The following is a 12,701-nucleotide window of genomic DNA, read 5'->3' as shown; positions in this document are numbered from 1 at the left end:
CCCGCCGATGCAGTACCCGTGCGTCCCGCAGCGGTGTCCTCCCGGCTCCGGGGAGCCGGTCCCCGCGACCTCCTCCTGCTGGTCGCGGTCCTCGGCGTGGCTGCCTTCGCCACCGGCGTGGGCCCGCGACCCGCCGGCGCCGCGTGGGACGTCGTCTACGACGTCGTCGTCTACCACCTGCCGTGGCTGGCCGCCGGTGCCGCGTGCTGGCTGACCGCCCGCACGGCCCCGCGCGAGGCCCTCGGCTGGCGGGCGCTGGCGACCACGCTCGTCGCCGGGGCCCTCGGCAACGTGGTCCGCATCCTGGAGACCGGCCAGGCCGGCACGTCGCCCTCCCTGGTCGGCGACGCCAGCGTGGCGGTGGCCTACGTCAGCCTCTACGTGGCGCTGTTGGTCTTCATCCGCGCCCGCGTGACCCGGTTCCTCGCCAGCACGTGGCTCGACGGGATCGTCGTCGCGCTGGGGACGACGGCGGTCGGCATCGGCTTCGTGCTCGGTCCCTTCTCCGCCGCCACCGGCACCGTCTCGCTGCTGCAACTGGCCTGGCCGGCGGCCGACGTCCTGCTGCTGGGGGTGGTCGCCGGCGTGTGCGCCGTCCTCGGCGTCCACGTCGACCGCACGCTGCTGCTGGCCGCCGGGGCGGTCGCGTTCTTCGCCGTGGCCGACGCCGCCCTGTTCGTGCTCAGCGCCGCCGGCCGGTACACCGACGGGGGCCCGCTCGAGCTGGTCTGGCTGGCCGGCGTCCTCTGCGCCGCGGTCGCCGCCCAGCGCACCACCGGTGACCCGGCGCCGCGCGCCGACGACGGCGGGGTCCGGATCACCTGGCGGCTGGTGGCCCTGCCGCTGGCCGGCACGCTGGCCGCGCTCACCGTCCTCGCGGCCGGGTTCGGCGGGGACCTGCCCGCCGGCGCCGGGTGGGTCGCCGTCGCCTGCGTGCTCGCCGCGCTGGCCCGGACGGCGGTCACCTTCCGCGAGGTCCGCACGTTCACGGCGGTCCGCCAGGAGGCCCGTACCGACGAGCTGACCGGCCTGCCCAACCGCCGCGCCCTGCTCGAGACCGCCCGCAGGGTGCTCGCCGTGGCCACCACCACGCGCCCGGCCGCCCTGCTGCTGCTCGACCTCGACGGGTTCAAGGAGGTCAACGACAGCCTCGGGCACGGCGCGGGCGACCAGCTGCTGCGCCAGGTGGGCCCGCGGCTGGCCCCCGCGCTGCGACCTGGTGAGGTGCTCGCCCGCCTCGGCGGCGACGAGTTCGCCGTGCTGCTGCCGCGCGCGGACCTGGGCACCGCCGCCGAGCGGGCCGGGGTCGTCCACGACCTGCTGCGCCGGCCCTTCACCGTCGACGGCATCCGGCTGCACGTCGGCGTGAGCATCGGCGTCTCGACCGCGCCGGTCCCGGCCGACGACGTGCAGGAGCTGCTGCGCTGCGCCGACGTCGCCATGTACGCGGCCAAGACCGAGCGGACCGGCGTCCACGTCTACGTGCCCGACCCCTCCAGCGGCTCGGGCGAGCGGCTGCGCACGATGGAGGAGCTGCGCACCGCCCTGGTCGCCGGCGAGCTCGACGTCCACCTGCAGCCGCAGGTCGCCATGGACGACGGCCGGGTGGTCGGCGTCGAGGCGCTGCTGCGCTGGCACCACCCCGAGCGCGGCCTGCTCGGCCCCGCCGCCGTGCTGCCCGCCGCCGAGCAGGCCGGCCTGCTGCGCCCGCTGACCGACGCGGTCCTGGAGCGCTCGCTCGACGCGGTCGCGCAGTGGTGGGACACCCACGGCGTCCCGGTGTCGGTGAACCTGTCGGCGGCCAACGTGGCCGACCTCGACCTGCCGGGGAAGGTCGGCGCGCAGCTGGCCCGCCGCGGGCTGCCCGCGGCGGCGCTGACCCTCGAGCTGGTCGAGGACACCCTCATGGCCGACCCCGAGCGCGGCCGCACCGTGCTCGCCGAGCTGCGCCGCCTGGGCGTGCGCACCTCGATCGACGACTACGGCACCGGTTACAGCTCACTGGCCTACCTGCGCCGGCTGCCGGCCGACGAGCTCAAGCTCGACCGCAGCCTCACCGCCGACGTGGCCGACGACGAGCGCGCCGCGGCGATCGTGCGGCACACCGTCGCGCTGGCCCACGACCTCGGGCTGAGCCTGGTGGCCGAGGGCATCGAGGACGAGGTCACCGCCGCCCGGCTGGCGGGCCTGGGCTGCGACGTCGCGCAGGGCTACGCCGTCGCCCGGCCGATGCCGGTCGGGGACCTGCTGCGCTGGCTGGCCGCCGAGCACCGGCCGCTGGTGCGCAGCGCCTGACGGCGCCTGCCGGCGGCGGACGGACGGCGCCGGCTCGGGGTGTGCCGATCCGGTGGAGCGGGCAGGATGGCCGGAGTCGATCACCCGGAGGTACATCCCGTGTTCCGCTCACCGTCCCGGAACCAGGTCGTCGGGGCCGAGTCCCCCGGCCAGGTCATCGGGGCCGAGCTCCAGGAGAGCCTGATCCACCTCGGGGCCGCCGTCACCGAGGCCCGCCGGGCCGCCGCGGAGCAGCTGGCCCCCCGCGTCGACGCCGCCCGTGAGACGGCCGGCCCGGTCCTGGACGCCGCCCGCGTGGCGGTCGCCCCGAAGGTGGCCGCGGCGGTCGCCGTCGCCGCCCCCGCCGTCAGCTCCGCGCTGGAGGCGCTGGCCCCGCGCGTGGACGCCGCCCGCGACGCCGCCACCCCCGCGCTGGAGCTGGCCCGCGAGAAGGTCGACGCCGCCGTCGAGGCGCTCACCCCCCGCGTCGTGGTGGCCCGCGACACCGCCGGTCCCGCGGTCACCGCGGCGCTGACCGCCGCGGGCGCGGCGGCGGCCCGGGCCGCCGCCGACCTGGCGCCGCGCCTGGAGGCCGCGCAGGAGGCGACCCGCGCCGCGCTGGCCACCGAGGTCGCCCCCCGCGTCGCGGCCGCCCGCGACACCGTCGTCCCGGCGCTGGGCAGCGCCCGCGACAGCCTCGTTGCCGGCGTCGGCACCGCGCTGGGCGAGCTCGAGCACCGCCGCGCCGAGCTCGTCGGCGGGACGGCGAAGGCCGGGAGGAGGGCAGCGGTGAGGACGAGGAAGGCCAAGAGGAAGACCGCGCGGAAGGCCGGGAGGATCAGCCGTTCGGTGGGTACGCAGCCGGAGCCGCGGCGTTGGCCGTGGCTGCTGGCCGTGGTCGCGGCGGTCGCCGCGGCGACGGTGCTGATGCGCCGCAAGAAGGAGGACCCGTGGACGCCGGCTCCCGCCGGTGACGGGCCCGTACCCAGCTACCGAGAGGACCCCGTGCCCAGCTCCCCGAGCAACGACCAGTCCGGCAAGACCGTCTCCGACGCGATGTTCGTCGCCGGCGACTCGGCACCCGCCGAGTCCGACATGGGCATCCGCGACGCCCAGAACGTGGCCGGTGACGACGACGCCGGCGACACTGACCCCACGCAGACCGCTCCCGAGCCGTTCACCAGCGGCGGCGGCGCGCAGGAGGGTCCGACCGCAGGCCCCGCGGCCGGGCAGGCCTGAGCCTCCCCGGAGCCGTTCCGTACCGCCCCCGCCGTCCCTCGTGGCCGCGGGGGCGGTGCGCGTCCGGGGGTACCGTGCAGGTCATGACCGAGACGGCGGCCCCCACCCCCTCCCCCGCGAAGGTCGAGCCCGCCGGACGGAAGCTGTTGCGCCTCGAGGTGCGCAACAGCCAGGTCCCCATCGAGCGCAAGCCCGAGTGGATCAAGACCCGGCTCCGGACCGGGCCGGAGTTCACCGAGCTGAGGTCGCTCGTCCGCCGCGAGGGCCTGCACACCGTCTGCGAAGAGGCCGGGTGCCCCAACATCTACGAGTGCTGGGAGGACCGGGAGGCCACCTTCCTCATCGGCGGTGACCAGTGCACCCGGCGCTGCGACTTCTGCCAGATCGACACCGGCAAGCCCGCCGACCTCGACACCGACGAGCCCCGCCGCGTGGCCGAGAGCGTCGCGACCATGCAGCTGAAGTACGCCACGGTCACCGGTGTCGCGCGCGACGACCTGCCCGACGGCGGCGCGTGGCTCTACGCCGAGACCGTGCGGCAGATCCACGCCGCCGTCCCCGGCTGCGGCGTCGAGCTGCTCATCCCCGACTTCAACGCCGACCCGGCCCAGCTCGCCGAGGTCTTCTCCTCCCGGCCCGAGGTGCTCGCCCACAACGTCGAGACCGTGCCGCGGATCTTCAAGCGGATCCGCCCGGGGTTCCGCTTCGAGCGGTCGCTGGCGGTCATCACCGCGGCCCGCGAGGCCGGCCTGGTCACCAAGTCCAACCTCATCCTGGGCATGGGCGAGGAGCCGCACGAGGTCGTGGAGACCATGCACGCCCTGCACGAGGCCGGCTGCGACCTGCTGACCATCACCCAGTACCTGCGCCCCTCGCCGCGGCACCACCCCGTCGTCCGCTGGGTGAAGCCCGACGAGTTCGTCGACTTCCAGCGGCAGGCCGAGGAGATCGGCTTCCCCGGCGTGCTCGCCGGGCCGCTGGTGCGCAGCTCCTACCGGGCCGGACGGCTCTACCAGCAGGCCGTCGAGGCCCGCGGCCTGACCCGCTCGGTCTGACCCCTCGGGGCTGCTCGGCCCGCCGGTCCCCCGGGAGCCCGCCCGCGCGCCCTTATCCTGGGGACATGGCACGCAGCAAGCCCACGGACTCCCCCGCCCCGACCGGCAAGGCGGGGCGCGGTCCCGGCACGGCCGGGCGCGGCCGGTCGACGGGCGGTGCCACCGCGTCGGGCGCCACCGCGGCCGGCGGCAAGGGCGAGGGCGGCCGGGCCGCGAAGGCCGGCAAGGCCCCCAAGCTCGGCAAGGACGGCCAGCCGAAGGTCGGCCGGCTCAAGCGGGTCGGCAACCAGGTCCGCATGATCCGGCAGGCCTACTCGCTGACGCGCAAGAACGACCCGAAGCTGCCCTGGCTGATGCTCATCGCCTTCGTGGCGGTGGCCGGCGTCGTCGAGCTGGTGGCGATCCTCTTCGGCGCCCCCTTCCTCCTCCTGCCGCTGGCCCTCATCCTCGGCCTGCTCGCCGCCATGATCGTCTTCGGCCGCCGGGCGCAGGGGTCGGCCTACCGCCAGGTGGAGGGCCAGCCCGGCGCCGCGGCGTGGGTGCTCGAGGGCATGCGCGGCGACTGGCGGGTCAGCGCCGGCGTCGCCGGCACCGCCCAGCTCGACGCCGTCCACCGGGTGCTCGGCCGGCCCGGGATCGTCCTGGTCGGCGAGGGCTCCCCCGCGCGGGTCCGCGGCCTGATCGCCCAGGAGAAGAAGAAGATCGCCCGCGTCGTCGGCGACACCCCGATCTACGACATCATGGTGGGCGACGGGGAGGGCCAGGTCCCCCTGCGCAAGCTCAGCACCCACGTGATGAAGCTGCCGCGCAACCTCTCCGCCGCCGAGGTCAACAGCCTCGGCCGGCGGATGGCCGCCCTCGGCGGCGCCCGGATGCCCGTCCCCGGCGGCCCGCTGCCCGGCGGCCGGCAGATGACGGTCAGCCAGCGGCAGGTCCGCCGCCGCTAGACGGAGGGTCTCCCGCAGGGAGGCCGTCAGAGCCGGCTGAAGGGCTCGGCGTAGCGGAACGTGCCGCGCTGCTCCGGGCCGGCCAGGCGGCGGGCCTGGAAGTGCACTCCCCAGGCCGGGTCCGGCGGCTCGATGCCGAGGTCGGAGGCCCGGACGAAGCCGGCGCGCGCGTAGTAGGCCGGGTCCCCGAGCAGCGCGACCACCGACTCCCCCGCTGCCTCCGCGACGGCGACCAGCGCGTGCACGAGCACCGTGCCGACGCCCCGCCGCTGCCGCTCCGGCCGCACGCCGATCGGACCGAGGCCGAGGGCCGGGGCGCCCAGGGGTTCGATCCAGCCGCGGGTGGCGATCACGTGCCCGACGACGTCGTCACCGTCGACCGCGACGAGCGACAGGTGCGGCAGGAAGCCGGCGTCCTCCCGCAGCTCGCCGACCAGCCGGGCCTCGGCGTCCGTGGGGAACGCCGCCCGGTGCAGGGCCTCCACGGCCGCGTGCTCGGCGGGCCGCTCCCGGCGGACGATCACGTCAGCGATCGCGGACGACGGCGGTGTCGGTCAGCCGGTCGTGCAGGCCGCGGCCGTCGGAGTCGACGACGAGCGCGGGCACCAGCAGCACGAGCAGCCCGGTGCGCACGACCGCCCGCCAGAGCGCCAGCCGGGCCGCCGGGTTCGGGTGGGCCAGCCGCAGCCCCAGCAGCCGCATGCCCGGCGTCTGCCCGAGCGCCACGAGGAAGACGACGTACACGACCGCGAACGACAGCAGGCTCCAGTTGCCCGGCAGGTCGGGTGCGGTGAACAGGCCGGCGACGACGGCGGAGAGGAACGCGTCGACCAGGAACGCCAGGACCCGGGTGCCGAAGGGCGCGAGCGACCCCGGACCGTCGGCGGGCAGGCCCAGGGAGGCGCCCCGCCGTCGCTCCTGAGAGGGTGGCTGCGCGTCCCTGACCATGCCCACCAGCGTAGTGAAAGGACCCTCCTGCCCCCCACGCCTCGCTCCGCTCGGCGCGGGCCCCTGCAGGAGGGCCGTTCCAGGACCTCACTGCGACACGCCGGCGCCGTTGTTACCGCCCCGAAACAGACGGGACACCGCCGGGCAACCCCCCGGCCATAGCGTGCGAGCGGCTGTCCGCCCACTCCCGGAGGATCGATGTTCACCAGTCCCGACGAGGTCGCCGCCTACATCCGCGACAACGACGTCGAGTTCGTCGACGTGCGCTTCTGCGACCTGCCCGGCGTCATGCAGCACTTCACCATCCCGGCGTCGACGTTCGGCGAGGACACCTTCTCCGATGGCCTGGGCTTCGACGGCTCGTCGATCCGCGGTTTCCAGGCCATCAACGAGTCGGACATGCTGCTGCTGCCGGACGCCAAGAGCGCGTTCGTCGACCCGTTCCGGCAGCACAAGACGCTGAACGTGAACTTCTTCATCCACGACCCGATCACGCGGGAGGCCTACTCCCGCGACCCGCGGAACGTGGCGAAGAAGGCCGAGGCGTACCTGGCCAGCAGCGGCATCGCCGACACCGCCTACTTCGGCCCGGAGGCGGAGTTCTACGTCTTCGACTCCATCCGCCACTCGACCGGCATCAACGAGGGCTACTACCACATCGACTCGGTCGAGGGGTCGTGGAACTCCGGCTCGCTGACCGGCGTCAACGGCGGCCCCAACCTGGGCTACAAGACCCGGGCCAAGGGTGGCTACTTCCCGGTCGAGCCCTACGACCACTACAGCGACCTGCGCGCCTCGATGATGAAGAACCTCGAGGCCTGCGGCCTCCAGCTCGAGCGCGGGCACCACGAGGTGGGCACCGCCGGCCAGGCGGAGATCAACTACAAGTTCGACACCCTGCTGGCGGCCGCCGACAGCCTGATGCTGTTCAAGTACGTCATCAAGAACACCGCCTGGGCGGCCGGCAAGTCGGCGACCTTCATGCCCAAGCCGCTGTTCGGCGACAACGGTTCCGGCATGCACTGCCACCAGAGCCTCTGGAAGGACGGCGAGCCGCTCTTCCACGCCGAGACCGGGTACGCGGGCCTGTCCGACACCGCCCGCCACTACATCGGCGGCCTGCTGGCCCACGCCCCGTCGCTGCTGGCCTTCACCAACCCGACGACCAACAGCTACCACCGCCTCGTGCCGGGCTACGAGGCGCCGATCAACCTGGTCTACTCGGCCCGCAACCGCTCGGCCTGCTGTCGCATCCCGATCTCCGGGGACAGCCCCAAGGCCAAGCGCATCGAGTTCCGCGTGCCCGACCCGTCGGCCAACCCCTACCTCGCCTTCTCGGCGATGCTCATGGCCGGCCTCGACGGCATCAAGAACAAGATCGAGCCGCCCGCGCCGGTGGACAAGGACCTCTACGAGCTGCCGCCCGAGGAGGCCCTGGGCATCGAGAAGGTGCCCGCGTCGCTCGACGCCGTCCTCGACAACCTCGAGACCGACCACGAGTACCTGGTCGACGGCGGGGTCTTCACGCCCGACCTGATCGAGACGTGGATCGAGTACAAGCGGGAGAACGAGATCGACCCGATCCGCCTGCGCCCGCACCCGCACGAGTTCGCGATGTACTACGACATCTGAGTCCCACAAGGCGGCCTGGCCCGGACTGTCGTCGTCCGGGTCAGGCCCCTCTCATGTCTCAGCGGTGTCTCAGGAGCCCTCGGCGCGCCTCAACGGGACGACGCCTCAGCGATGGAAGCCCTACGCCCCTGCCCCTTGGGGTGGCCCGGCCAACGCCGGACGCCAGCACGTGAACGGAGTCCCGCTGGCGTTGGTCCGCTCCGGCGGGGCTCCGCCTCGACGGGGTTGTCCGTGCGGCCGCAGGGAGGACTGCTGCCGCCACGAGGGACTGCTGAGGTCCTCGGCCGGATCGCGGGACAGCAGTCGAGGAGCGGCGCACCCGGGGCTGGCGCGGAAGCGGCACCGGGAAGAGAGTGGGACGCCCCCCACCCACCTGAACCCGGAGGACCGTCTCATGAAGGTGCGGATCACTCGCGGGACCTTCGACCCCAGCACGAGCGAGGAGCAGCTCATCGCGCTGACTGAAGCCTCCGCCGACGTCATCAAGAAGCAGCCGGGATTCGTCTCCTTCCAAGGCGCGCTGAACCGTCAGGCTGGCACCTCGGTGGCGATCAGCACTTGGCAGGACGAGGATTCGGCGAACTTTCCGCGGGAAGCGCTCGGCCCCGTCGTGTCCCAGATCCACGACCTCGGCGTCCGACTGGAAGCGCCTGAGATCTACGACGTCGTTGCCACAGCCTGACGTCCATTCCCCCGACATCCGCCCTGAGCACACCCTTCCGAGGCGCGCACCTGTCTGGTTGGCAACGCCGGGCGTCAACGTCACCGGGACCCGCCGGCTGGGCGCGGCATATTGCACGCCCGGAGCCATGGCAGCCCAGCGCCCCTGTCCCTGGGGTGGCTGACCAGCGCCGGAGCCAGAAGGTGAACGGAGCCCGGCCCGAGGATCGTTGCCTTGGGCCGGGCTCCGGTGTCACCGGCGACCGATGACCTCGGTGGCATGACCACAGGCCCACCGTCCTCTTCGGCGACTACCGATCATGGTCGATCGAGCTCTGGGATCACGCGATGTGCTACGACATCTGATCGACCGGGGCGGCACCGCCCCTGACCTGCAGCCTCCCCGCGGTCCCCGCCAGGGTTCTCCCTGACGGGGGCCGCGCTGGCTGCGGCGAGGACCGGGTGGCGCAGTGGTGCAGTGGTGCGGTGGTCGTCCGGTGCCCCTCCCGCACCGGCGCGGCCCCATCCACCGACGACCGCCACGACGGCGATCGCCGGACCCCCGTCAAGCCGACGTCCCCGTATGCGCCGAGCGCTCAGCGGTCCGGAGGTGGTGACGACGGACCCGGCGACAGCGCAACCCCAGGACCAGCCGCCTGCTCGGGGGCTCGGTCGCTCCAATCCCGGGGCGGCGGGACGAGGGACGATGTCACGGAGGTGGCCAGGTCCTGGAGCGCCGTACGCACCCCGTCGGCGAAGACCTCGACGTCCGGGCAGGTGTCCCGGTCGGCCACGGCGACGAGGGACAGCTGCCCGGCGTAGGACAGCGCGCCGACGCCGAGGGTGAGGTTCCCGCCGATCGGCACGACCGGGACGAGTTCCAGCAGCGGCGCGCCGGCGAGGAAGAGCCGCCGGGGCGGACCGGGCACGTCGGTGACCGACAGGTTGTACGTCCGCTGGCGGGTGGCCATGCGCCCGGCGGCCCGCTGCAGGAAGTCGACGGGCAGGGCGTTGAGCCCAGGCGAGCGGGTGCGCTGCTTGCGTGCACGGGTGTCGGCGGCGATCACCTCCAGCCGGCGCACCGGGTGGGGCTCGCCGACCGGCAGCGGCACCGCCATCACCCCGTCCTGATTGCCCTGCGGCCGGCCGACGCCCTCGGTGTGCAGCGACACCGGCACGAACGCCCGCAGCACCAGGCCGTCGACGGGTTCGTCCCGCGAGAGCAGCAGCTCCCGGAGGTCGCCGGCGACGGCGGTCAGCAGCACGTCGTTGACCTTGCCGCCGTGGCCGTGCGCGACCTGCCGGGCGGTGTCGAGACCGGCGCGGACGACGACGAGCCGCCGGTGACCGCCGATCGGGCGGTTCAGACTGCTGCGCGGTGCCCGTTCGCCGAGGATGCCGACCATCGCCGCCGGCCAGGCCCCCCGCACCCGTCTGGCGGTGGCGACGGGATGGGCCGCCACGCGCAGCGCGCGGCGCACCGTCCGGCCGCGGCGGCGCAGGTGGTCCCGCAGCAGCTCACCGGCCGCGGGCGGCTGCGCCGTCGTCCACTCCACGGCGGGCGGCGACGGCGGGTCCGGCACGGCGTCGAACAGCGCGCCCAGCGTCGCCACCCCGGCCACGCCGTCGGCGATCGCGTGGTGCACCCGGATGTAGACGCCCACCCGCCGCTGCGGCAGCCCGGTGAGGAACCACGTCTGCCACAGCGGCCGGGACCGGTCGAACGGCCGGGCGCGCAGTTCCTCCACCGCGTCGAGCAACTGTCGCTCGCCGCCGGGCGGCGGCAGCCCGACCTCGTGCACGTGGTCCGCCAGTGCGAGCCGGGGCGCGTCCACCCACAGCGGTCCGCCCAGGAACCACCGCGGCGTGAGCAGCGTCCGGCGGAGTCTCGGCACCTCGGGCAGGCGGCGGGCGACCGCTTCCCGGACGGCGTCGAGGCGCAGCCGGTCGTCGGCATCCAGCAGTCGGGCGCCGTCGAGAACGGCCACTGCACCGATGTCCAACGGCCAGCCCAGCTCGTCGGGCTACAGGCCCATCCGGTCCTGCGCCGTCGACCTGTCCATCTCACCTCACCGGGCATGCCCCCCGGCCGGCGGTCGTGTCGCCCCTCTGGGCAGGCGAGCGAGGGCGGTCGCGACGGCGGCTCCGGCGGCGCCCGTGGCCCACCGCCGCGGGTTCTGCCAGTCGGGTCGCTTCTCGAACGACATCAGGTCGTGGAACAGCCGCGGCGGGTCGTCCTCGGTGAACACGACGCGCAGGTTCCAGCCGAACTGCGGGTGTGCGACGTGGTACACCCGCGGGTCGTCCGGATCGTCGGGGTGCAGCACCATCGCGGTGCGCATCCCCGGCACCGGCGTCAGCGGGGTCAGCACCAGCTGCCGGTGCCGGACGGCCACCTCCACGCCCGCGCCCATCGCCACCCGGGGGAACAGGTTGGTGATCGGGCCGGCGTCCGGGGCGTACCAGCCGCACAGCGCCGGCCACACCTCCGGGTGCGGGGGGACGTCGTCGCGGACGGGGTCCTCCGGCAGCCCGGCCAGGAGCCGCATCAGCGCGTCGGCGAGCGGCGCGGGCGCGCCCCGGGCGTCCAGCCCGCCGGTGTTGCCCAGGACGACGACGCCGACCCCCTCGTCGGGCGCCATCCCGATCGCCGACAGGAAGCCCGAGAGGATGCCGGTCTTGCCGACGAGCGTCTGGCCCCGCTCCTCGTGCCGGTCGAAGGCCAGGCCCATGCCGGCCATCCGCGGATCGGGCCGGAAGTGCGGGCGGAACATCGACGCGACGCTCTCCGCGGCGAGCACCCGGCCGTGCTCGCCGGCGCCGCCGTGCAGCATCGCCGCCACGAGACGCGCCATGTCCGGGGCGGTCGAGCAGGCGCCGCCACTGCCGGGCGTGGGCACCTCCCGGGAGCGCACCGCCGACAGCCGGCCGCGACGCAGCGTGTACCCGGTGGCCAGCTGGACGCGCAGCCGCTCGGTGAGGACCAGCTCGGTGTCCGCCATCCCCAGCGGGCCGAAGACGTGTTCGCGCAGGTACCTGTCCAGCGGTTCGCCGGAGACGTCCTCCACGATCTGGCCGAGCGTGGCGAAGCCGTGGTTGCTGTAGGCCCATCTCGTCCCGGGCTGCACGTCGACGGGCAGGCCGTCGCGGTAGAACTCGGCCGGCGGCACGATCGAGCGGGCGACGTCCCCGGAGCCGACGCCCGGGTGCCGCAGCAGGTCGGACCGCCGCCGCCAGTACCCGACGCCGCCGGTGTGGGTGAGCAGGTGGCGCACCGTGGGTTGCCGGACACCGGCCCTGGTCGGGACGAGCCGGAAGGCCCGGAGGTGGTCGGCGGCCGGTGCGTCGAGGTCGACCACGCCCTGCTCGACCAGCTGCACCACCGCGACCGCGGTGAGGACCTTCGTCAGCGAGCCGACACGGAACACGGTGCGCTCGCCGACCGGGCGGCCGGAGGAGACGTCGGCCACGCCGTGGCCGAGGAACCGCGGCGGGAAGCCGTCGCGGACGACGGCGACCGCCACTCCGGCCGAGGGCCAGCGGCGCAGCACCCTCGCGATCGCGCGGTGGAGGTCGGGCTCCGTCACGGCCGGCTCGCTGCGGTCCACGTCGAGGGTGGTGGCATGCGGCTGCTCCTCTCGGCGGCGCGGATCTGTCAGGGCTGTCGCGGGTCGATGGGGGTGAGGATCCCGAGCCGGTCCTCCAGGGCCGCCGCGGCGTCCAGGCACAGGTCCTCGCGATGGCGCGGGCCGATGACCTGCACCACCTGGGGCAGCCCGTCCGCGACGCCGACGGGCACGGCCGCCGCGGGCAGGCCGAGCGCGTTGACCGCGATCGCCATGCGCATGCTGCGCACGGTGTCGGGGGCGGGGCGGGCGCCGCCGGGGGGGGGGCCCCGCCCCCGGGTCTGGGGGGTGACCCGCGCCACCCCCAAGGGCGGGGGGTG

11 protein-coding genes are annotated in these 12,701 nt (G+C 74.8%); 6 read left to right on the top strand and 5 right to left on the bottom strand.

Annotated elements, in window-relative coordinates:
* Positions 1-18 precede the first annotated feature (18 nt).
* From ACI79O_RS21435 to ACI79O_RS21420, 4 genes are all read left to right on the top strand, one after another.
* Complete coding sequence (locus ACI79O_RS21435) at positions 19-2,295, top strand: putative bifunctional diguanylate cyclase/phosphodiesterase (RefSeq protein WP_456915158.1); 2,277 nt, start codon at positions 19-21, stop codon at positions 2,293-2,295.
* A 99-nt stretch (positions 2,296-2,394) separates the two neighbouring features.
* Complete coding sequence (locus ACI79O_RS21430; RefSeq protein WP_456915157.1) at positions 2,395-3,513, top strand: hypothetical protein; 1,119 nt, start codon at positions 2,395-2,397, stop codon at positions 3,511-3,513.
* A gap of 83 nt (positions 3,514-3,596) precedes the next feature.
* Complete coding sequence (lipA, locus tag ACI79O_RS21425; RefSeq protein ID WP_456915156.1) at positions 3,597-4,568, top strand: lipoyl synthase; 972 nt, start codon at positions 3,597-3,599, stop codon at positions 4,566-4,568.
* Between the two features lie 65 nt (positions 4,569-4,633).
* Positions 4,634-5,515: a DUF4191 domain-containing protein gene (locus ACI79O_RS21420; RefSeq protein ID WP_456915155.1), complete on the top strand. Its 882-nt coding sequence runs from the start codon at positions 4,634-4,636 to the stop codon at positions 5,513-5,515.
* 26 nt (positions 5,516-5,541) lie between these two features.
* Here ACI79O_RS21420 and ACI79O_RS21415 read toward each other — a convergent pair whose 3' ends face one another.
* Together ACI79O_RS21415 and ACI79O_RS21410 are read right to left on the bottom strand one after the other, a co-directional pair.
* A complete protein-coding gene (locus ACI79O_RS21415) occupies positions 5,542-6,039 on the bottom strand; it encodes a GNAT family N-acetyltransferase (RefSeq protein WP_456915154.1) in 498 nt (165 codons plus the stop codon).
* A 1-nt stretch (position 6,040) separates the two neighbouring features.
* Complete coding sequence (locus ACI79O_RS21410) at positions 6,041-6,463, bottom strand: RDD family protein (protein ID WP_456875475.1); 423 nt, start codon at positions 6,461-6,463, stop codon at positions 6,041-6,043.
* A 198-nt stretch (positions 6,464-6,661) separates the two neighbouring features.
* Here ACI79O_RS21410 and glnA point away from each other — a divergent pair, with 198 nt between their 5' ends.
* Together glnA and ACI79O_RS21400 are read left to right on the top strand one after the other, a co-directional pair.
* Positions 6,662-8,095: a type I glutamate--ammonia ligase gene (gene glnA / locus ACI79O_RS21405; RefSeq protein ID WP_456875474.1), complete on the top strand. Its 1,434-nt coding sequence runs from the start codon at positions 6,662-6,664 to the stop codon at positions 8,093-8,095.
* Between the two features lie 394 nt (positions 8,096-8,489).
* Entirely contained in the window at positions 8,490-8,777 is a 288-nt protein-coding gene (locus tag ACI79O_RS21400; RefSeq protein ID WP_456915153.1) for a hypothetical protein, read from the top strand.
* A 574-nt stretch (positions 8,778-9,351) separates the two neighbouring features.
* On the opposite strand, the gene ACI79O_RS21395 is transcribed toward ACI79O_RS21400, so the two are convergent.
* The 3 genes from ACI79O_RS21395 to ACI79O_RS21385 form a co-directional block, all read right to left on the bottom strand.
* Positions 9,352-10,758, bottom strand: a complete 1,407-nt coding sequence (locus tag ACI79O_RS21395) for a wax ester/triacylglycerol synthase family O-acyltransferase (protein WP_456915152.1) — start codon at positions 10,756-10,758, stop codon at positions 9,352-9,354.
* Positions 10,759-10,824: 66 nt separating this feature from the next.
* A complete protein-coding gene (locus ACI79O_RS21390) occupies positions 10,825-12,342 on the bottom strand; it encodes a serine hydrolase domain-containing protein (RefSeq protein ID WP_456915151.1) in 1,518 nt (505 codons plus the stop codon).
* A 68-nt stretch (positions 12,343-12,410) separates the two neighbouring features.
* A complete protein-coding gene (locus ACI79O_RS21385) occupies positions 12,411-12,602 on the bottom strand; it encodes a hypothetical protein (RefSeq protein ID WP_456892830.1) in 192 nt (63 codons plus the stop codon).
* Positions 12,603-12,701: the final 99 nt, after the last annotated feature.

Source organism: Geodermatophilus sp. SYSU D00696, from assembly GCF_054050235.1.
This window is presented reverse-complemented; position numbering and strand designations above follow the sequence as displayed.